This is a genomic window from Mycobacterium sp. E3305 (genome assembly GCF_001666785.1).
GTDB lineage: Bacteria > Actinomycetota > Actinomycetes > Mycobacteriales > Mycobacteriaceae > Mycobacterium.
Window position 1 is genome coordinate 1 of sequence record NZ_LZJA01000153.1, and the last position, 20,288, is coordinate 20,288.

The window sequence follows — 20,288 nt, forward strand, 5'->3', positions numbered from 1 at the left end:
GCTTCCTGCTGAAGCTGAACGTGACTCTGCCGCCACGGGATTCGGAGATCGCCATCCTCGGCCGGCACGCGCACGGCTTCGATCCGCGCGACCTGTCGGCGATAAAACCGGTGGCCGGACCCGCCGAACTGGCAGCCGGGCGCGACGCCGTGCGCGTGCCGGCCGAGGATGGCGATCTCCGAATCCCGTGGCGGCAGAGTCACGTTCAGCTTCAGCAGGAAGCGGTCCAGCTGGGCTTCGGGCAGCTGATAGGTGCCCTCGTATTCGACGGGGTTCTGGGTCGCGGCGACGATGAACGGGTCGGGCAGGGGCTGGGCCACGCCATCCACGCTGACCTGACGCTCCTCCATGGCCTCGAGCAGCGCGGCCTGCGTTTTCGGTGGGGTGCGGTTGATCTCGTCGGCAAGGAGCAGATTGGTGAACACCGGACCGGGACGGAACGCGAAAGCGGCCGTGCGGGCGTCGTACACCAGTGATCCCGTGACATCGCCTGGCATCAGGTCGGGGGTGAACTGCACCCGCTTGAACTCCAACCGCAACGCGGCCGCCAGCGCCCGCACCAGCAGCGTCTTCGCCACTCCCGGAACGCCTTCCAGCAACACATGACCGCGACACAGCAGCGCGATCACCAGGCCGCTGACCACCCCCTCCTGGCCGACGACGGCCTTGGCGAGTTCGCCGCGCAAGGCCAGCAGCGCATCTCGCGCCGACTCAGCCGTGGGGGTGGTTTCCGCGGGGGAAGGGGTCTGCGTCACGTCCGTGTGACCTGCCTTTCGATGTCGTCGAGCGCACGGGCAAGTTGTAACAGGTCGTTGTCGGTCGCCGGGGGCGGGCCGAACAGCTGGTAGGAGACGAACGCCGGATCCGCGCCGCTGCGGGCGGCCACCGCGCCCGTCACCGCGGGCGCCGACGCGCCCGTGTTCAGACCGAGCCGGGGCAGCAGCCGCTGCAGTGTGGCGGTGCGCAGCGCCGCGGCGGCTCGGTCGCGCGCCCGGCGGGACCGGTACAGCCGTCCGCGACCCTCGACGGTCTCCGACGCGCGCACCACGACGGGCAGTTCCTCGGCGACCAGCGGGCCGGGCCGCCGGCCCCGCCAGAGGGCGACCAGCAGCACGACAAGCCACAGTTGCCAGACGATCCACGTCACGTTCTGCGGGATCAGATCGGCGATCGAGCCGGGGGGCGGTGCTTCGCCCTCGATCCGGTGGGGCGCGTACCAGACGAGCCGGGGCCGGGCGCCCGCGAGGTTCATCGCCAGGGCCGCGTTGCCCGCCTGCAGCAGGCCGCCGTTGGTCAGGAACTCCGTGCTGCCGACCGCGGTGATGGCCCGTCCGCCGTCGCGGAAGCGCACGAGCGCGCCGTCGTAGCAGCGGGTTAGCGGTCGGCCGTCGGTGGCGCGGTAGGTGTCGCTCGGGCCGAATCGAACCGGCCCAGCCCGGGTCGCCTCGCGGAGTGTGCAATCGGGGTCGCTGTCGAACGTGTCGGCCGCCGACACGCGCAGGCCTGGCATCAACGCCTCCCGGGTGCGCGAGGTTGGTTCCACCAGCAGCAGATCACCGGGCGCCCGGGACAGCCGGTCCAGCAGCGACTCGGTCAGGTATTGGCTCTGCGCCACCAGGATCAGCGCGTCGGGCCGCGCCGCCCGTTCGACATCGGCGATGCTGTCGGCGACAACGACGTCGACCCCGCCGCCGCGCAGCAGCGTCACCAGCGCGTGGGCGCCGTCGGGACCCGTCGACGCCGGATCCATCCGCGCCCCGGGACGCGGCGCGGTCAGGTAGGCATCGAGGCCGGCGATGACGGCCAGCACGATCAGCGTGAGGATTACCCAGCGCCAGGATCGCCAGCGCTGCAACGCCGTTGGGCTCGCCGGGTGGGGACCCGCCGTGGTCGCCATCACCGCACCTGCGCCCACGAGTCGGGCGCGGCGGTTTGCCCCGGCCCCCCGGGAACGGTCGCCGAGCGGGAGCGCAGGTGCTCGTCAAGGTCGGCGATCATCTGGTATGCGCTCTGGGTTCCCGGTCGCTCACCGTAGGTGACGTCGTTGAAAGCCGTTGCGGCTTGCGCTAATTCGCCGGCAAGGTGGGGCAGCGCGGCACCGGCGTCGACGGCCAGTTCGTTGGCGGTCCGGCCGGGCGCCGGGTTCAGCACACCCGTCTCCTCGAGCTGGCGGGCGACCGCCCGCAGGCGGTGGCGAATCGCTGCGGTCCATTCGCCCCGCGCCGCAAAGTCTTCGGCCGTCGCACGGTGCTGGGCCGCGGTGAGCTGCGCGGCCTCGAACAGCTGATAGTCACCGCCGCGGTTGGTGCGCATCGTGCGCCGCGCGACGTGGATCGCGACCGCCAACGCGATTGCCAGCATGATGAAAAGGACGGTGGCCGTGAGCCACCCGCCGGGGAAAGAGGCGGTCTTCTGCAGCAGCCGGTAAATGATCTCGTTGAGCCACTCGGCCATCTGCTGCCCGGCCGAACCCTTGGAGTAGATCGGCTTGCTGAGTTCGTCCTGCGCCGCCTGATGGGCGGCATCGCGGTCGATGTCGATGGAGGGCACGGTCAGCTCGTCCTCAGACCGGCCGTGTCAGCCACAGGTTGTCGGTGGACTCGGTCGCGTAGGGGCCGCCCGCGGCGCCGGTCTGCAGCACCAGATCGAAGGCTTCGGCGCGGATCCGGCGGTCGGTGTAGAGCAGAGCGATGACGCCGGCGTTGAACGGCGCGGTGATGATCTCGCCGATCGCGGCGCCCACCGACGCCACCGCGGTGCTGGCAATGAAAGCCGCGGTCGCCGTGCTGACCAGGAAGAACTTGCTGGCGATCTCGAACGGCACCGCGACCGCCCCCGCGATGACGGACGTCACCAGCAGCGATAACAGGCGAATGCCCAGCACCCGCCAGAAGCCGTTGCGTACCAGAGCGAATGATCGGGTGATGGCGTCCAGGACCGGGAGCCGCTCCAGCACGATCAGCACGGGCGCGAACAACACCACCGTGTACAGGTACATCAACAGCGCGATCACGGCCAGCACCAGCGGCAGACCCAGCACGACCGCCGCCGCGGCGTTGCCGATGGCCGCCAGCACCGCGATGACCACGATCACCAGCCCGGCGACGACCGCCAGGGCGGCCCCCTCCAGCAGGGCCAGACCGAACAGGGGCAGCAGGCGCCCACGGATCCTGGCCCACGTCTCGCCGATGGTGATCGGCGAGCCGAACACCGCCCGCCCGACGATGACCGTGAGCATCCCGGACAACAGCATGCCGCCTAGCCAGGCAACCAGGACGCCGGCGCTCATCGACGTCAACCAGGCGCCGATGACCCCGGTCGTCAGTTCCTTCGCGTGGTCGGTGCTCAACCTGCCGTAGGCCGCCAGCGGCCCGTACACGGCGAGTTTCGTCACGATCTGAATGACCACCACCACGACGGTCGTCAGCCCCAGCGTGGCCTTCGGATTGGCGCGGACGTAACCGACCGCGCCGTTGAAGATGTCACCCAGGGTGAGTGGCCGCAACGGGATGATGCCGGGTTTGACCGCTGCCGGAACACGGGGGCCGGATTGCCACGCCGGCGGGCCGTACCCGGGCGGCGGGCCGTACCCGGGCGGCGGGCCGTATCCCGGCGACGGGCCGTACCCGGGCGGCGGGCCGTAACCCGGCGGCGGGCCGTAACCCGGTGGCGGGCCAACCGGATAGCCAGGCGGCGGCGCGGTCACCGTGTTCCGCGTTGTTTGCGGGCGGGCCCGTCGTTCGTCATGGGCTCCATCCTGTCGGTGGTCCGGGCATTTCTCAATCATGGCCAGGCGGTCGGCGCGTAGCGTCTCTGGCATGGCCGAACTCAAATCCAGGCTGCGCGCCGACCTGACCGACGCGATGAAGAGCAAGGACAAGCTGCGCACGGCGACCCTGCGCCTACTGCTCGCCGCGATCCAAACCGAGGAAGTCTCCGGCAAACAGGCCAGGGACCTCTCCGACGACGAGGTGATCAAGGTGCTGGCACGGGAATCCCGCAAGCGGGCCGAATCGGCGGAGATCTACACGCAGAACGGCCGCGGGGAGCTCGCCGCCAACGAGCACGCCGAGGCGCGGATCATCGACGAATATCTGCCGACGCCGCTCACCGAGGCCGAACTGGCCGACGTCGCCGACACGGCGATCGCCCAGGTCGCCGAGGAGATCGGCGAGCGCCCGAGCATGAAGCAGATGGGCCTGGTGATGAAGGCGGCCACCGCGATCGCGGCCGGCAAGGCCGACGGAGCCCGATTGTCGGCGGCGGTCAAGGAGCGGCTGTAGCCAGCACCACCCGGGTGCCGTCCGGGGCCCGCCTGGTCACGCGGCGGGCGTCGAGCTGCTCCAGCAGCGGGACCGCCACCCGCCGGGTGGTGCCCAGCGCGCGGCGCGCGTCGCTGACGGTGAACGGCTGCGGCAGCCCGGCGAGGACGCCCGTCGCCCGCTCCAGCGCGCCGGCCCCCAGCACGACGCCGTCGGCGATCCGGGCCAGCCGCCCGGCGCGCACCGCCGCGGCCAGTTCCCGGGGTCCGAGCTTGAGCTCGGCCAGTTCGTCGGCGTCCGGTGCCCGAAAGGGCTCGGCGGCCAGCCACTCCTCGACGGTCCGAACGGCCTTGTCCACGCGGGCCGGCAGGCCCGCACCCGGCGAACGAACCACCCCGTCGGCCACCTGCAGTCCGGTGCCCTCGAGCAGCGTCGGCAACAGTTCGGCCGCGGGCACCCCGGCCTGCTGCCGCAGCGTCTCCAGCGGCATCCCCGCCGCGACGTCGTGGTCAGCCGCCCAGAGCCGAACCGCCGCGGTCGCACGCTCGCGCCGCCCGGCCCACCACTCGGGATCCACCACCCAGTCGCCCACCCGCTGACCGACCGGCGGCAGGCCCATCGCCCGAAGTTCGGCCGCCCGCGCGCAGGCGGGCGGGCGAGCCCGGCCGGTCGCCAGCTCCGCCGCCCGCTCCCGCGCGGCGCCCCGACGACGCAGCGCAGGCGGCCGGACGTCGAGCACTTCGATCCCCGCCGCGATCCGGTGTTCGCCCGCGTCGCGCAACAGCCCGACATCCCCCACGCGCAGCGCCAGGGGCCTCGCCAGCCGCAGCCGGGCCGAGCCCGCCCCCAGCGGACGAACCTGCACCGGCACGGCCGCGGACCCCACGTGCAGCACCAGCTGCCGGTGCAGCGCCCCCGCCGACCGCAACCCGACGTCAATCTCCGTCGCATCGAGCCATACGCCCGGCGTCCGGACGGTGTCGCCGCGACCGATGTGCTGGCGGTCGACTCCGCGCAGGTTCAGCGCGACGCGCGCCACCGGCCCGACCGCCGCCTGGTCGCGGCCCAGCGATTGCACCCCGCGAACCGTCACCCGCTCACCGGCGTGCTCCAGCTCGTCGCCGACCCGTACCGTGCCGGCGGCCAGGGTGCCGGTCACGACGGTGCCCGCCCCCCGGACGGTGAAGCTCCGGTCCACCCACAGCCGCACGTCGGCGTCCGGGTCCGGGACCGGCAGCCGGTCGGTGAGCGCCAGCAGCTCCGCGCGAACCCGCTCCAGGTCGGTGCCGAGCGCGACGGGAGCGTCGGCAAGCGAGGTGGCGGAGAATTTCTCGCGCGCCTGCTCGATGGCCCGGCCGGGGTCGGCGAGATCGGCCTTGGTGATCACCAGCAGCCCGTGGCGGACCCCGAGGGCGTGCAGCGCGGCGAGGTGCTCGTCGGACTGTGGCATCCAGCCCTCGGTGGCGGCGACGACGAACACGACCGCCGGCACCGCGCCGACGCCGGCGAGCATGTTCGCCACGAACCGTTCGTGCCCGGGCACGTCGACGAACGCCAGCTGCCGGCCGCCGATCTCGGTCCACGCGAAGCCGAGGTCGATGGTCAGGCCGCGACGCCGCTCCTCGGCCAGCCGGTCCGGCCACACGCCGGTGAGCCGGTGCAGCAGGGTCGACTTGCCGTGGTCGACGTGCCCGGCGGTGGCTAGGACGAACATGCCCGCACCGCCGCGGCCAGCAGCGCGTCGTCCTCGGGCGCAACCGTGCGCAGGTCGAGCAGGCAGCGGCCCGCCTCCAGCCGCCCGACGACGGGTGGGCTGGCGGCGCGCAGGGCGGCGGCGTACGACTCGGGCAGGCTCACGGCGGCGCTGGGCAGCCGCACGTCCGGGGCCCCGCCGCCGCCGACGGCCGCGACGCAATCCACCGCCTCGGCGCCCGGCAGCGCGGCGGCCAAAGTCGCGGCGCGGGCCCGCAATCCGCTCAGGTCGGCGACCAACGCCTCGGCCACCGGCGGGGGCGGGCCGGTCAGGGTGGCTTCCAGCGCGGCGAGGGTGAGTTTGTCGACGCGCAGCGCGCGTGCCGCCGGGTGGCGGCGCAGCCGCTCGATGAGCTCGGCGTCGCCCAGCAGCAGGCCGGCCTGCGGGCCGCCGAGGAGTTTGTCGCCGCTCGCGGTGACCAGGTCGGCGCCGTCGCGCAGCGTCGACGTGGCGTCGGGCTCGTCGGGCAGGACGGGGTGTGGGGACAGCAGCCCGGAGCCGATGTCGACCACCAGGGGCACACCCAGCTTCGCCAACTCCGCGACGGACACCGCCGAGGTGAACCCGGTGACGTGGAAGTTGGACGGGTGCACCTTCAGGACGAAGCCGGTCTGCGGCCCGATCGCCTCCGCGTAATCGCGCAGGCTGGTGCGGTTGGTGGTGCCGACCTCGCGCAGCCGCGATCCGGCGCTGGCCAGTAGCTCGGGGATGCGGAACCCGTCGCCGATCTCGACCAGCTCGCCGCGGCTGAGCACGATCTCCTTGCCGGGCGCCAGCGTCAAGGCCGTCAGCAGCAGCGCGGCGGCATTGTTGTTCACTACGTGCACGCCGCCGGCGGTGGGCACCGCCCGCGCCAGCGCGGCCAGGGCGGCCCGCCCCCGACGGCCGCGGCGGCCGGTGGCCAGGTCCAGCTCGACGTCCGTGGTCCCGGCCGCGGCGACCACCGCGTCGACGGCGGCCCGCGACAGCGGCGCCCGGCCCAGATTCGTGTGCACCACCACTCCGGTGGCATTGATGACGGGCCGCAGGCTCGACGCGGTGCTGGGAAGTGCCGCGATGGCGTGCTCGGCGACGCGCTCGGGCTCGATCTCCCCGGCGCGCGCCCGCCGCTGCGCCTCGGCGATCACGGACTTGACCAGGGCGCGGCCCAACACCCGCTGCGCTTCGGCCAGGCGCGGATCGGCCAGCAGTGTGTCGGTGCCCGGCACCCGCCGGCGCGGGTCGCTCATGCCTGGCTCGGAGAAGTATGGCGGAGGCGGACGGGAATCGAACCCGCCAGCGGCAGCGTCTGCCGTTCGACGGTTTTGAAGACCGCGCCGGTCACCAGACCGGACACGCCTCCTCGGACCATAGGGACAAGTATGGACGCGTGACTTATCGACTGACCCAGTACGCCCACGGTGGCGGGTGTGCCTGCAAGATCCCGCCCGGTGAGCTGGAGGACATCGTGCGCGGGCTGGGGGTGAGCGCGCCGCGCGATCCGGTCGGTGAGTTGCTGGTGGGTCTGGACCACGGCGACGACGCCGCGGCGGTGCGCATCGAGCGCGACACGGCCCTGATCGCGACGACCGACTTCTTCACGCCGGTGGTGGACGACGCCTACGACTGGGGACGCATCGCCGCCACCAACGCGCTGTCGGACGTCTACGCGATGGGCGGGCGTCCGGTGGTGGCGGTCAACCTGCTGGGCTGGCCGCGCGACGTGCTGCCGTTCGAGCTGGCGGCCGAGACGCTGCGCGGCGGGTTGGACGTCTGCGGCCTGGCCGGCTGCCACCTCGCCGGCGGGCACAGCGTCGACGACCCGGAGCCAAAGTACGGCCTGGCCGTCACCGGGATCGCGGACCCGAAGCGGTTGCTGCGCAACGATTCCGGCAAGCCCGGCACGCCGCTGTCACTGACCAAGCCGCTCGGCGTCGGGGTGCTCAACAGCAGGCACAAGGCCACCGGCGAACGCTTCGAGCAAGCGATCGAGGTGATGACCACGCTGAACGCCGACGCATCCGCGGCGGCGCTGGCGGCCGGCATCGAATGCGCCACGGACATCACGGGTTTCGGGTTGCTCGGACACCTGCACAAGCTGGCGCGGGCGAGCGGGGTGACGGCCATCGTCGATTCCGCGGCGGTGCCCTATCTGGACGGGGCGCGGGAGGCCCTGGCGGCGGGGTACGTCAGCGGCGGCACGCGACGCAACCTCGACTGGGTGGCCCCGCACGTCGACTTGTCCGGGGTCGGCGAGGAGGACGCCCTGCTGCTGGCCGACGCCCAGACGTCGGGCGGGCTGCTGATCGCCGGTGAGATTCCGGGCGCGACCGTGATCGGTGAGCTGGTGCCCCGCGGCGAGCACACGATCGTGGTTCGTTGAGCCGGCGGGGTTTCATGCGCGCGCACTAGGGTAGAGGCCATGGCTATGCGCAAGCTTTTCCTGGAGTGGCCCGTCGTGCGTCAGCTGCGGTCGGGGGACAAGCTCGGCCGCGGGTCGGCGGTCACCTCGAAACGGACCCGCGCCGTCACGCCGCGCACGACGACGGCCGACCGGGTGGTGCAAAGCATCTGTCCGTACTGCGCGGTCGGCTGCGGGCAGCGGGTGTATGTCAAGGACGAGCGGGTGGTGCAGATCGAGGGCGACCCGGATTCGCCGATCTCGCGAGGCCGCCTGTGCCCCAAAGGCGCTGCCAGCGAGCAGCTGGTGAACTCGCCGGGCCGGCAGCTGCACGTGCTCTACCGCGCGCCGCGGGCGACCGAATGGCGGCCGCTGGACCTAGACACCGCCATCGACATGGTGGCCGACCGCTTCGTCGAGGCCCGCCGCCACGCCTGGCAGGACATCGACAAGAAAGGCCATCCGCTGCGGCGCACCATGAAAATCGCCGCACTTGGCGGCGCGACACTGGACAACGAAGAGAACTACCTCATCAAAAAGCTCTTCACCGCCGCCGGTGCCATTCAGATCGAGAACCAAGCTCGTATTTGACACAGCTCCACGGTTCCCGGTCTGGGGACCTCCTTCGGGCGCGGTGGCGCCACCCAAACACTGCAAGACATGGCCAACGCCGACTGCATCGTCATCCAGGGCTCCAACATGGCCGAGTGTCATCCCGTCGGGTTCCAATGGGTCGAGGAGGCGAAAGCGCGCGGCGCCAGAGTGATTCACGTCGACCCGCGCTTCACCCGGACGTCGGCGGTCTCCGACAAGCACATTCCGATCCGGGCCGGCTCGGACGTGGTGCTGCTCGGCGCACTGATCAACCACGTCATATCTCGCGATCTGTGGTTCAAAGACTACGTCGTCGCGTACACCAACGCGGCCACCCTGATCAACGAAAATTACCGGGACACAGAGGATTTGAACGGCCTATTCTCCGGCTACGATCCGGAGACGGGGCAGTACGACACATCGACCTGGGCCTACGCCGGTCAAGAAGAGGACGAACGCCATCAAGAGCACGGCGCCAGCGCGTCCGCTCGCGCTGCCGGCGATGCGCACGGTAGCGGCGGCCCACCCCTGCCGCACGCTCGCGTGCAGCGCGACGAGACCCTGCAGCACCCCCGCACGGTGTTTCAGATCGTCAAGCGACATTACGCGCGCTACACGCCGGAGATGGTGCGTGACGTGTGCGGCATCAGCACCGAGGACTTCGACTACCTGGCTCGCTCCATCGTCGAAAACTCCGGGCGCGAGCGCACCACCTGCTTCGCGTACGCCGTCGGCTGGACCCAGCACACGCTCGGCGCCCAGTTCATCCGCACCGCGACAATCCTGCAGCTGCTGCTCGGTAACGTCGGTCGCCCGGGGGGCGGCATCATGGCGCTGCGCGGGCACGCCACGATCCAAGGGTCGACCGACATTCCGACGTTGTTCAACCTGCTGCCCGGCTACCTCTCGATGCCCAAGGCCGGTGTGCACGACACCTTCCGGGACTACATCGAAGCTGTCGGACCGAAGAACCAGAAAGGTTTCTGGGCCGACGCGGACACCTACATCGTCAGCCTGCTCAAGGCGTGGTGGGGTGACGCCGCCCGCGCCGACAACGACTGGGCCTACGACTACCTGCCGCGGCTCTCCGGCCCGCATGGCACCTACCAAACGGTCATGTCGATGCTCGACGACGAGGTCGACGGCTACTTCCTGCTCGGCCAGAATCCGGCCGTCGGATCCGCGCACGGCCGCCTCCAGCGCATGGGCATGTCGCACCTGAAGTGGTTGGTGGTCCGCGATCTCAACATGATCGAGTCGGCCACATTCTGGAAGGACGGTCCGGAGATCGCCTCGGGCGAGCTGAAGACCGAGGACATCGAGACCGAGGTGTTCTTCTTCCCCGCGGCTACGCACGTCGAGAAGGCCGGCTCGTTCACCCAGACCCAACGCCTGGTGCAGTGGCGGCACAAGGCGGTCGAGCCGCCCGGCGACTGCCAGAGCGAGTTGCAGTTCTTCGTCGAGCTGGGCAAGCGAATCCGCCAGCGGCTGGCCGGCTCCACGGACGCGCGCGACCGCCCCCTGCTGGATCTGACCTGGGACTATCCCACCGACGAGCACGGCGAGCCCGACCCCACCGCGGTGCTGGCCGAGATCAGCGGCTGTTACCTGAGCGGCCCCAAGGCCGGCCAGCCCGTGCCGGGGTATACCGAACTGGGTGCCGACGGGTCGACGTCGTGCGGATGCTGGATCTATTCGGGCGTGTACGCCGAGGGGGTCAACCAGGCCGCCCGCCGAGCGCCGCTCGGTGGTCCGAGCCCGAGCCAGTCGGAGTGGGGGTGGGCCTGGCCGGCCGACCGCCGCATCCTCTACAACCGGGCCTCGGCCGACCCCGACGGTAAACCGTGGAGCGAGCGCAAGCGCTACATCTGGTGGGACCAGGAAAAGCAGCGGTGGGTAGGCAACGACGTGCCCGACTTCGTGGCGGACCGGCCACCCGGCAGCCGGCCCGACCCCGACGTCGGAGGCCCCGACGCGCTCGCCGGCGACGACCCCTTCATCATGCAGGCCGACGGCAAGGGGTGGCTGTTCGCACCGAAGGGAATGGTGGACGGGCCGCTGCCCACGCACTACGAACCGCAGGAGTCGCCCGTTACCAACGCGCTCTACCCCCAGCAGCGCAACCCGTCGCGAATCACGTTCCCGCGCAAGGAAAATCTGAGCGCGCCGAGCGACGGGGAGCCCGGATCCGATGTGTATCCTTACGTGTTCACCACCTACCGGCTCACCGAGCATCACACCGCGGGCGGGATGAGCCGGTGGCTGCCCTATCTGTCGGAGCTGCAACCGGAGATGTTCTGCGAGGTCTCGCCGGAGTTGGCGGCCGAACGTGGCTTGGAGCCGTACGGGTGGGCCACCATCATCTCGCCCCGGGCGGCGATCGAGGCTCGGGTGCTGGTCACCAAACGCGTTGCCCCGCTGGTAATCAACGGCCACACAGTGCACCAGATCGGGCTCCCGTATCACTGGGGCGTCGGTGGCGACGCCGTGGTGAGCGGGGACGCGGCCAACGACCTGCTCGGAGTGACGCTCGACCCGAACGTGCAGATTCAGGAGTCCAAAGCCGGTTCGTGTGACATCCGGCCCGGGCGGCGGCCGCGCGGCGAGGACTTGCTGCGCCTGGTTGCCGACTATCAGTCGCGTTCGGGGGCCACCACCGAGACCGGCAACGTGCGGATCAGCGACGGCGTCTGGGAAGGAGGAGCCGATGGGTCAGCTGAGCGGGCCGACCGACCCGACGAGTAACGCCGGCTGGGCGGAACCCAGACCGCGCAAGGGATTCTTCACCGACACCTCGATCTGCATCGGCTGCAAGGCCTGCGAGGTCGCGTGCAAGGAGTGGAACCGTAACCCGCGCGACGGCGACCTGGAGCTGCTGGGGTCGTCCTATGACAACACCGGAGCGCTGGGCGCCAGCACCTGGCGGCACGTGGCGTTCATCGAGCAGGGCCGCGATCGGATCGAGGAGGCGCGCGAATCCGGCCGCGCCCTAACAGATTTGGGTATGCCCGCCGTCCCCCGGCCTCCGGACACCAGCCCACCGGATACCCCGGAATTCCGCTGGCTGATGTCGTCGGACGTGTGCAAGCACTGCACGCACGCCGGCTGCCTGGACGTGTGCCCGACCGGCGCGTTGTTCCGCACCGAATTCGGCACCGTCGTCGTGCAGGACGACGTCTGCAACGGGTGCGGCACCTGCGTGGCCGGATGCCCGTTCGGCGTGGTGGAGCGTCGCAGCGACGGCACGTATGCGACGCCCGCGACCAGGCCCGATCGTCCCGCCGAGAAGTTCGTCACCGGGGTCGCCCAGAAGTGCACGCTGTGTTACGACCGCCTGGTCGAAGGCCAGATCCCCGCCTGCGCCCAGACCTGCCCCACCACGTCGATCAAGTTCGGCGACCACGACGATCTGGTGATCGAGGCCCGAGAACGGGTCACGCGGCTGCACGCCCAGGGCCAGACCGAGGCGCGCCTCTACGGCGCCAACGAGCACGACGGAGTGGGTGGCACCGGCTCGATCTTCCTGTTGCTCGACGAGCCGGAGGTCTACGGCCTGCCGCCCGACCCGCGCGTGTGCACGGCCGACCTGCCGCAGATGTTCAAGAGGGCGTGCGTCGCCGCCGCGGGGATGTTCGCCGCCGCAGCGCTCGCCTTCTGGAAGGACCGGTGAAAACCCATGAGCACTTCGGAATTCGACAGCCTGCGGCCCCCGGAACCCGCGGGCGGCAAGCGCCGCAAGGGCAGGCGGGTGGGCCGCCGGGGCGGTGGCGACGGCTCGCGCGAGATGCCGATGGTCCCCGAGGTCGAATTCAGTTCGTACTACGGGCGTCCGGTGGTCAAGCCCGCGCCGTGGGGGCACGAAGTCGCCGCCTACCTGTTCCTGGGCGGGGTCGCGGGAGGTTCGGGCCTGCTCGCGGCAGGCGCCCAGCTCACCGGCCGGGACACGTTGCGCCGCAACACAAGGCTGTCCGCCCTGATCGCGGTGATGCTGGGCGCGGTCGCGCTGGTGAAGGACCTGGGCCGTCCCGAGCGCTTCGTCAACATGCTGCGCACGGTCAAGCTGACCTCGCCGATGAGCATCGGGTCGTGGATCCTCAGCTTGTTCGGCGCCGGCATCGGTGTCGCCGCCGTTTCCGAGGTCGACCGGATGACCGGCGAGCGAATCCCGTTGGGCCCGTTGCGGCCCGTTCTGCGCGCCGTCGAGGGGCCGGCCGGATTGGAAGCCGCCGTGTTCTCGCCGCCGCTCGCCGTCTACACCGCGGTGCTGCTCACCGACACCGCCACCCCGACGTGGAACGCCGCCTACCGGGACCTGCCGTTCGTGTTCGTCAGCTCGGCGAGCCTGGCTGCGTCGGGACTGGCGATGATCACCACCCCGGTCGCCGAGGCCGGCCCGGCCCGCACGCTGGCCGTCATCGGCGCGATCGGTGACCTGATCTCCGCGCGGTTCACGGAATACCGGATGGACCCGGTGACCAGGGAACCGCTGCACCGCGGCAGGCCCGGCCGGCTGTTGGCCTGGAGCGAACGACTGGCCGCCGCGGGCGGTTTGGGCGCATTGCTCGGCGGCGGACATCGCGGCGTCGCCGCCCTGTCCGGCGTGGCGTTGTTGTCGGCGTCCGCGATGCTGCGGTTCGGTTTCTTCGAGGCGGGCCTGGAGTCGACGCGCGACCCGCGGTACACGATCGAACCGCAGAGGCGCCGGCTGGAGGCGCGTCGGGCGGCCGGCGTCACGGGGGACTCGATCACCACCGCGGGTTAACCGGCGGCCGTGCCCGCGAGCGCGGAGCGGCGTAACGCCAGGGCGGTTATCGGGCCGAATTTCAGCCCCGGCGTTACGCGGGCGAGTGTCTGGGTATCCCCACAACTATGACGAAATTTGGCTACACTCTGATGACCGAGCAGAGTGGACCCAAAGACCTTGTACGGCAGGCTGTTTCAGCCGAGGAGCGCGGTTTCGATTTCGAGGTCTGCAGCGACCACTTCACCCCGTGGCTGACCTCGCAAGGGCATGCGCCCAACGCATGGGCGGTGCTGGGCGCGGTGGCGCACGCCACCGAACGGGTGGACCTCTACACCTACGTGACCTGCCCGACGATGCGCTATCACCCGGCCGTGGTCGCCCAGCAGGCCGCCACCGTGCAGATCCTGTCCGACGGCCGGTTCACCCTGGGCCTGGGCACCGGCGAGAACCTCAACGAGCACATCGTGGGCAGGGGCTGGCCGACCGTCGAGCGCAGGCAGGACATGCTGCGCGAGGCCATCAAGATCATCCGCGAATTGTTCGGCGGCCAGCTGGTGAACTTCAGTGGCGAACACTTCCACGTCGACTCCGCGCGCCTGTGGGACGTGCCCGAGGTCCCGGTCGCCATCGCGGTGGCGTTGTCCGGCGACAAGGGCATCGAGAGATTCGCCAGGCTGGCCGATCACTTCATCGCGGTCGAGCCCGACGGGGAGCTCGTCGACGCCTGGCATGCCGCGCGCCAGGCCGCCAATCTCGCCGGCGGCGGCCGCGTGGTCGGTCAGATCCCGGTGTGCTGGGACCCCGACCGCGACACCGCCATCGAACGCGCTCACGACCAGTTCCGCTGGTTCGCCGGCGGATGGAAGGTCAACGCCGATCTCCCCACGCCGGCCGGTTTTGCCGGCGCGACCCAGTTCGTCCGTCCCGAAGACGTCGCCGAGTCCATTCCCTGCGGGCCGGACCTCGATGCGATCGTCGAGGCCGTCCGGCCCTACTGGGAGGCCGGGTTCACCGACGTGGCCCTCGTCCAGGTCGGCGGGGAATCGCAAGACCTTTTCCTGAAAGAGGCCGCCGAACCTTTGCTTGCCGCGCTGCGTGACGCGGCGAAGTAATCCCACGTTTGGTCGGTATCTGCCCGGGTATCCGGCTCCCATCGTGCGCGCCCGGCCGTATGTGTTTGTGTGCGGCGCGAACACCGGCAAGCAGCGCCGGGTGCCCGTTGACCTGCAAAGCAGCTGTCTTGCAGCAACTTTGCCCGAGATGAGTTCGCCGCAAGGCAGAAAGAGCTGACGATGGGCGATCGATCCGCCAATACCACCTCCGCGTTGGTCAAGGCGCTCGGGTGCGCCAGTTTCGCGCTGGGCTTGAGCGAGTTGGTGGTCCCCGAAAAGGTTGCTGCCCTCGCCGGGGTCGACGACACGGCCCGGTCGCGCCCGGTCATCCGCGCGCTGGGCGCGCGGGAGTGCGGCCATGGGGTGGCGCTGCTGGGCGGTCCCCAAAAGATGGCCTGGACCCGGGTGGCCGGCGACGTGCTGGATATGGCGCTGCTGGTGGCCGGGGTGGCCGCCCGCGGCCCGGGGCGGCGACGGCAGGGCGCCATCGCGGCCGTGGTGCTCGCCGGCATCGGCGGGCTGGACCTCTACACGGCGCTGCGCACGGTCGACGGTGGCGGCCGGCACGTAAATGGATCCCGACACCGCACCTTGCGCGCCGCGGTCACCGTGCGGCGCACACCCGAGGAGGTGTACCGCTTCTGGCGGGACCTGGAAAACTTGCCCAGCTTCATGCACCACCTGAAGGCGGTCACGCCGACCACCGACGGGCAGTCGCATTGGATAGCCAACGCCCCGGCCGGCCGGTCGGTCCAGTGGGACGCGCAGATCACCGAGGACGACACCAACAAGCGGATCGCCTGGCAGTCGCTGCCCGACTCGGTGATCGAGAACGGCGGCAGCGTCGAATTCACACCCACCGCCACCGGCGACGGCACCGAAATTCGCGTCAGGATCGGCTACCACATCCCGGGCGGCCTGTTCGGCAAGGCGGCGGCGAGCCTGTTCGGCGAGTCCCCCGAGCAGCAGGTCAACGACGACCTTCGCCGCTTCAAGCAAATCCTCGAGACCGGGCAGGTGCTGCGTTCGGACGGGTCCCCGGAGGGCACTGCGTCGGGCCGCCAGATGCATCAGCAACCCGCGCAACCGAACAAGGGAGCCAGCGTATGAAGGCCACCGTCTGGGCGGGCCGCAACAGCGTCCAAGTGGAGTCGGTCCCCGACCCGACGATCCTGAACGATCGCGACGCCATCGTGCGCATCACCTCGACGGCGATCTGCGGTTCGGACCTGCACCTGTACGACGGCTACATCCCCACCGTGAAGCACGGCGACGTGCTCGGGCACGAATTCATGGGCGAGGTGGTCGAAGTCGGCAAGGGCGTCAACAACCTGGCCGTCGGCGACCGGGTAGTGGTCCCGTTCCCGATCGCGTGCGGGGCGTGCTCCGCCTGCCAACGTGGCCTCTACTCCCTGTGCGAGAACTCCAACCCCAACGCCGGCATCGCCGAGAAATTCATGGGCCACTCGCCGGCGGGGCTGTTCGGCTATTCGCACATGCTGGGCGGTTTCGCCGGCGGCCAAGCCGAATACGCGCGGGTGCCCTTCGCCGACGTCGGGCCGCTGAAGGTCGAAGACGACCTGACCGACGAGCAGGTGCTGTTCCTGTCGGACATCCTGCCGACGGGCTACATGGGTGCGGAGATGTGTGACATCACCCCCGGTGACATCGTGGCGGTGTGGGGCGCCGGCCCGGTCGGCCTGTTCGCGATCATGAGCGCGTACCTGCTCGGTGCCTCGAAAGTCATTGTCGTCGATCGGGTTCCGTATCGCCTCGAGCTCGCACAGAAGATCGGCGCCGTACCGGTCAACTTCGCCGAGACGTCGGTGCTCGAGGAATTGCGCGACCTGACCGCCGGTCGGGGACCCGACCACTGCATCGACGCTGCCGGGATGGAAGCGCGCAGCGGATCCACTCCGGTCGATGCCTACGACCGTGTCAAGCAGGCGGCTCGCCTGGAAACCGAACGGCCGCATGCCATCCGGGAAGCGGCGATGAGCTGCCGCAACGGCGGCACCCTTTCGATCATCGGGGTGTACGGCGGCCTCATGGACAAGTTCCCCATCGGGGCGGTGATGAACCGGTCGCTGACCATCAAAACCGGCCAGTGTCACGTCCACCGCTACATGCGCCCGCTGCTGGAGCGTATTCGCAACGGCGACATCGATCCGACCATTGTCGTCAGCCACCATATGACTCTCGACCAGGCTCCCCATGGCTACGAAATCTTCAAGAACAAAGAGGACCGCTGCACCAAAGTGATTCTCAATCCGACGTAATGCATAGTCCGGAATAGAGGGGAATAACCATGGCAAATGAATTGCAAGGGAAGAAGGTCGCGATTCTGGCGGCGGACGGCGTGGAGAAGGTCGAACTCGAACAACCCCGCGCCGCCCTGAAAGAGGCTGGTGCCGAAGTCGAACTTCTTTCGCTGAAGACCGGAGAAATCCAGGCGCGCAACCACGACCTCGAGCCGGCGGGAACCTTCAGCGTTGACCGCGCGGTGTCGGACGCCTCCGCATCCGAATTCGACGGCCTGGTGCTTCCGGGTGGCACGGTGAATCCGGACAAGCTCCGGATGGACAGCTCCGCGGTCTCCTTCGTGCGTGACTTCGTCGCCTCCGGAAAACCTGTCGCCGCAATTTGTCACGGCCCGTGGACCCTGGTGGAAGCCGGTGTGGCGGAGGGCCGGACGCTCACGTCGTACCCGTCCATTCGCACCGACCTGCGCAACGCGGGCGCGAACGTGGTTGACGAGGAGGTCGTCGTCGACGGCAATTTGATCTCGAGTCGCTCACCGTCGGACTTGCCGGCCTTCTGCGCGACCATTGTCAAGCAATTCGCGCATGCGCCCACTGGTTAGCCGAAAATGGCCTTTCCCCAAACCGTTTGAAGGCAACGGTTTGCGGGCATTACACAGGCCAAGCAGTGATCGCCGCGGCGATCCGTCGAAAGGCCAAAGTTGACCACAACGTATCCAGGACCCGCTGTCTCGGCTGCTTCGAACGTGTATCAGCCCCAGGACGATTCCCGATTACTGGTGAATGTGATGCGACAAAGCGCGCTCATTCCGGGGCGGCGCGTTCTGGACCTGTGTACTGGCAGCGGATTCGTCGCGATCGCCGCGGCCGAGATGGGCGGCGCCGACGTGACGGCCTTCGACATCTGCCCACACGCCGTGGGTTGCTCTCGCAACAACGCGGCCGCCGTCGGCGTGAATGTGGATGTGCGCAAGGGCACGTGGAGCGACGCGCTCGACTGCGCGCCGTTCGACGTTGTCGTGTCCAACCCGCCGTACGTGCCGACCCCGCCGAATGGCGACACCGAGTACATCAGCCCCAGCGCAGGCCCATCGTGGGCCTGGAATGCCGGCCCGGATGGCCGGATGGTGTTGGATCCGCTGTGCGAGGCGGCGCCGAAACTGTTGTGCGACGGAGGCTCCCTGCTGCTCGTGCACTCGGCGCTGGCCGGCGTTCAGCAATCCCTGGATTCCCTCAAGTGGGCGGGCATGGATGCGAGAGTCGTTGCGTCCGAGCGGATACCGTTCGGTCCGGTGATGATGGCGCGGGCGGCCTGGCTGGAGAGCGTCGGCCTGATCCCGCGCGGACTCCGGCACGAGGAACTGATCGTGATCCGGGCGGACAAACGATGAGCGCCACCCGGGTACAGGTGGTTGCCGGCGGGCCGGTGCTGGTGTCCGGTCCGGTGCGCATCGAGATGCCGAACGGCGAGGTCGTGGAATCCGACAGGTTCATGGTGGCGATCTGCACCTGTCGGCGCAGCGAGAAGTATCCTCTGTGCGACACCAGCCATCGCCGATGCCGAAACCTGGCGCGCCGGACCGCTAGTCCAGCGACCGCCGCAACGACGTCCGACCCTGCTGCCACGACGCCATAACCGCTTCTGCCAAACGATCTTCGACCGCGGCGTGCGCGCGGATCCCGAACACGATGTCGCGATCGAGCTGCGGCTCCCGGGCGACCAGGTCCCCGACCACGTCGATGCGAACGACGTGCTCGTGGACCGCATCCGCCTCGACGTGCTCGGCATAGAACTCGACGCAAGACGCCGGTGCGCCCATGCGCCGCAGCGCCTGCACCATGCGGCGGGATCCCGGCGGCGAGGTGATCTCCGTGGACGCGAAGTGCCCGATCGCGGCGCCACGCAACTCGCGATGTAGCCCGAACAGTGACATCAGGTTGACCGCCGCCAGCGCTTCGGCGGGGACGGCGTCCACGTAGGCCAGGTACGTGGCGTCCAGGTGCGCCGCCGTCATCAAATCGGCGAAAAGCTGCTGATGCAGCCGGGGGCCCTGCCCGGCGCCGTATTCGTCGAATTCGATTGCCACGAAAGCGGCTTTCGCGACGCCCATCAGACGTGGAATCGCCCACGCATGCGGGTCGCCCTCCTTGAGGTGATAGACCGACCGGTGCACGAAGTACTCGCGCATCTGCTGCCAGCTTCCGCTGTCGCGCAGGTAATACGAGGGGCCGGTGCCGTCGACCGGTTCCACCGAAATGGCGTCCATCTCGGCGGCCGCCGTTTGGTCCGACGCGATGGCTCCGACGTCGCGGCGCACACCGGCCAGGAAGACGCGCTCGAGTTCGCCGCGTAACGCCAGCAGCGCAGGATTCCACTCCCAGCCGGGGTCCACGCCCGCGAAGCCACGGTAGTGCAACTCATAGCACATGCACAGTGCCAGTTGCAGATCCAGGCCGTAAGGGTCCGAGTCGCGAACGGAGGCGCCGATGCGGCTCAGGTGGTCATGTGACGGCGGGCCAGTCAGGGCGCGACGCACGGCGGTCGACAGCGGCCCGTGTGCCGCCGGCAAGGCGGGTTCGGTTGAGACTGATGCGCGGGTCACGCCCACGACTACCCGCTATCCGGGGGCCACAAACGATGCGGCGTCACTCCCGCCCCCCCACGGCGGGCAGGCGAAACGTAATGTCGGCCGTGGTGCCGGTGGGTGTGCAGTCCAGTTCCATCGCGTTGCTGAGCGCCCTCATCAGCAACAGGCCCCTGCCACCGTTGCCCGGGTCCGCTGCCGGCGTCTTCCAGGAGCCGCGGTCGGTGATCCGCGCCCGGATCTCGCCGTCTGCGAGGCCGACGTCGAGGGACATCGCGCCCGACGGCTGCTCCGAATACGCGTGTTCGACGCAGTTCGTACACGCCTCGTTGACGACGAGCACGATGTCGGCGGCCAATTCCTCTGGCACGCCTGCGCTGTTCAGCCAGTCGGCCAATCGATGCCGGATGCCGACCAATCGCTCTGCGCTGGCCTCGGTTTCGATCCGCAGGGGAGATTGCTGGTGCCGGTAGATCACCATTGCCACATCGTCGTCATACCCAGCCGGAGGGGCCAACTCACGCAAAACCGCATCGGCGACGGGATCAACCGGGCCGCCGCGGTCCTGGTGAAGACGACCGCGCTGCCACTGGATTC

Annotated in this window: 19 protein-coding genes and 1 tRNA gene; 11 read left to right on the top strand and 9 right to left on the bottom strand. The window is 69.7% G+C overall.

The annotated features are described in order from the left end of the window. The 4 genes from A5701_RS13855 to A5701_RS13870 form a co-directional block, all read right to left on the bottom strand. On the bottom strand, positions 1 to 755 hold a 755-nt coding region (locus tag A5701_RS13855; protein ID WP_231972822.1), incomplete at its 3' end, for a MoxR family ATPase. Further along, positions 752 to 1,897, bottom strand: a complete 1,146-nt coding sequence (locus A5701_RS13860) for a DUF4350 domain-containing protein (protein WP_067754217.1) — start codon at positions 1,895 to 1,897, stop codon at positions 752 to 754. The genes A5701_RS13855 and A5701_RS13860, both read right to left, overlap by 4 nt. Next, positions 1,897 to 2,550 carry a DUF4129 domain-containing protein gene (locus tag A5701_RS13865; RefSeq protein ID WP_067754220.1) on the bottom strand — a complete coding sequence of 218 codons (654 nt, stop codon included), beginning with the start codon at positions 2,548 to 2,550 and terminating at the stop codon, positions 1,897 to 1,899. Before A5701_RS13865 ends, A5701_RS13860 begins: the two co-directional genes overlap by 1 nt. A gap of 13 nt (positions 2,551 to 2,563) precedes the next feature. Further along, positions 2,564 to 3,820 (bottom strand): hypothetical protein, encoded by a 1,257-nt coding sequence (locus tag A5701_RS13870; RefSeq protein ID WP_197504978.1) that lies wholly within the window; start codon positions 3,818 to 3,820, stop codon positions 2,564 to 2,566. On the opposite strand from A5701_RS13870, the gene A5701_RS13875 reads away from it, so the two are divergent. Then, positions 3,819 to 4,283, top strand: coding sequence for a GatB/YqeY domain-containing protein (locus A5701_RS13875; protein ID WP_067270850.1), 465 nt, complete (start codon positions 3,819 to 3,821; stop codon positions 4,281 to 4,283). The two genes, A5701_RS13870 and A5701_RS13875, sit on opposite strands and share 2 nt — an antisense overlap. Here the strand turns inward: A5701_RS13875 and A5701_RS13880 are convergent. From A5701_RS13880 to A5701_RS13890, 3 genes are all read right to left on the bottom strand, one after another. Then, entirely contained in the window at positions 4,267 to 5,976 is a 1,710-nt protein-coding gene (locus A5701_RS13880) for a selenocysteine-specific translation elongation factor (protein ID WP_067754222.1), read from the bottom strand. The genes A5701_RS13875 and A5701_RS13880 overlap by 17 nt on opposite strands. Continuing rightward, complete coding sequence (gene selA / locus A5701_RS13885) at positions 5,964 to 7,244, bottom strand: L-seryl-tRNA(Sec) selenium transferase (RefSeq protein WP_067754225.1); 1,281 nt, start codon at positions 7,242 to 7,244, stop codon at positions 5,964 to 5,966. The genes A5701_RS13880 and selA overlap by 13 nt, the downstream gene beginning before the upstream one ends. Before the next feature lie 18 nt (positions 7,245 to 7,262). Next, positions 7,263 to 7,357 (bottom strand) — tRNA-Sec (locus A5701_RS13890). Between the two features lie 27 nt (positions 7,358 to 7,384). Here A5701_RS13890 and selD point away from each other — a divergent pair. The 10 genes from selD (at position 7,385) to A5701_RS27510 (ending at position 18,742) form a co-directional block, all read left to right on the top strand. After that, positions 7,385 to 8,377, top strand: a complete 993-nt coding sequence (selD, locus tag A5701_RS13895) for a selenide, water dikinase SelD (RefSeq protein ID WP_067754229.1) — start codon at positions 7,385 to 7,387, stop codon at positions 8,375 to 8,377. A 39-nt stretch (positions 8,378 to 8,416) separates the two neighbouring features. Then, positions 8,417 to 11,734 (top strand): formate dehydrogenase, encoded by a 3,318-nt coding sequence (fdh, locus tag A5701_RS13905; RefSeq protein ID WP_231972823.1) that lies wholly within the window; start codon positions 8,417 to 8,419, stop codon positions 11,732 to 11,734. Next, positions 11,697 to 12,659, top strand: coding sequence for a 4Fe-4S dicluster domain-containing protein (locus A5701_RS13910; RefSeq protein WP_067754237.1), 963 nt, complete (start codon positions 11,697 to 11,699; stop codon positions 12,657 to 12,659). The genes fdh and A5701_RS13910 overlap by 38 nt, the downstream gene beginning before the upstream one ends. 6 nt (positions 12,660 to 12,665) lie before the next feature. Then, the gene (gene nrfD / locus A5701_RS13915; RefSeq protein WP_067754240.1) at positions 12,666 to 13,751 is read left to right on the top strand and encodes an NrfD/PsrC family molybdoenzyme membrane anchor subunit; all 1,086 of its coding nucleotides are present in this window, start codon (positions 12,666 to 12,668) and stop codon (positions 13,749 to 13,751) included. A gap of 107 nt (positions 13,752 to 13,858) precedes the next feature. Further along, complete coding sequence (locus tag A5701_RS13920; protein ID WP_067754243.1) at positions 13,859 to 14,845, top strand: LLM class F420-dependent oxidoreductase; 987 nt, start codon at positions 13,859 to 13,861, stop codon at positions 14,843 to 14,845. A gap of 180 nt (positions 14,846 to 15,025) precedes the next feature. Continuing rightward, the gene (locus tag A5701_RS13925; protein WP_067754246.1) at positions 15,026 to 15,955 is read left to right on the top strand and encodes an SRPBCC family protein; all 930 of its coding nucleotides are present in this window, start codon (positions 15,026 to 15,028) and stop codon (positions 15,953 to 15,955) included. Beyond that, a complete protein-coding gene (locus A5701_RS13930) occupies positions 15,952 to 17,124 on the top strand; it encodes a zinc-dependent alcohol dehydrogenase (protein WP_067754247.1) in 1,173 nt (390 codons plus the stop codon). The genes A5701_RS13925 and A5701_RS13930 overlap by 4 nt, the downstream gene beginning before the upstream one ends. Before the next feature lie 29 nt (positions 17,125 to 17,153). Next, positions 17,154 to 17,708, top strand: a complete 555-nt coding sequence (locus tag A5701_RS13935) for a type 1 glutamine amidotransferase domain-containing protein (protein ID WP_067754250.1) — start codon at positions 17,154 to 17,156, stop codon at positions 17,706 to 17,708. 99 nt (positions 17,709 to 17,807) lie between these two features. Beyond that, the gene (locus tag A5701_RS13940) at positions 17,808 to 18,497 is read left to right on the top strand and encodes a HemK2/MTQ2 family protein methyltransferase (protein WP_067754253.1); all 690 of its coding nucleotides are present in this window, start codon (positions 17,808 to 17,810) and stop codon (positions 18,495 to 18,497) included. Further along, a complete protein-coding gene (locus tag A5701_RS27510) occupies positions 18,494 to 18,742 on the top strand; it encodes a CDGSH iron-sulfur domain-containing protein (protein WP_082950333.1) in 249 nt (82 codons plus the stop codon). The genes A5701_RS13940 and A5701_RS27510 overlap by 4 nt, the downstream gene beginning before the upstream one ends. On the opposite strand, the gene A5701_RS13945 is transcribed toward A5701_RS27510, so the two are convergent. Together A5701_RS13945 and A5701_RS13950 are read right to left on the bottom strand one after the other, a co-directional pair. Further along, positions 18,690 to 19,709, bottom strand: coding sequence for an iron-containing redox enzyme family protein (locus tag A5701_RS13945; RefSeq protein ID WP_067754259.1), 1,020 nt, complete (start codon positions 19,707 to 19,709; stop codon positions 18,690 to 18,692). The two genes, A5701_RS27510 and A5701_RS13945, sit on opposite strands and share 53 nt — an antisense overlap. A 43-nt stretch (positions 19,710 to 19,752) precedes the next feature. Then, the coding region (locus A5701_RS13950) for an ATP-binding protein (RefSeq protein ID WP_197504979.1) at positions 19,753 to 20,288 on the bottom strand (536 nt) is incomplete at its 5' end.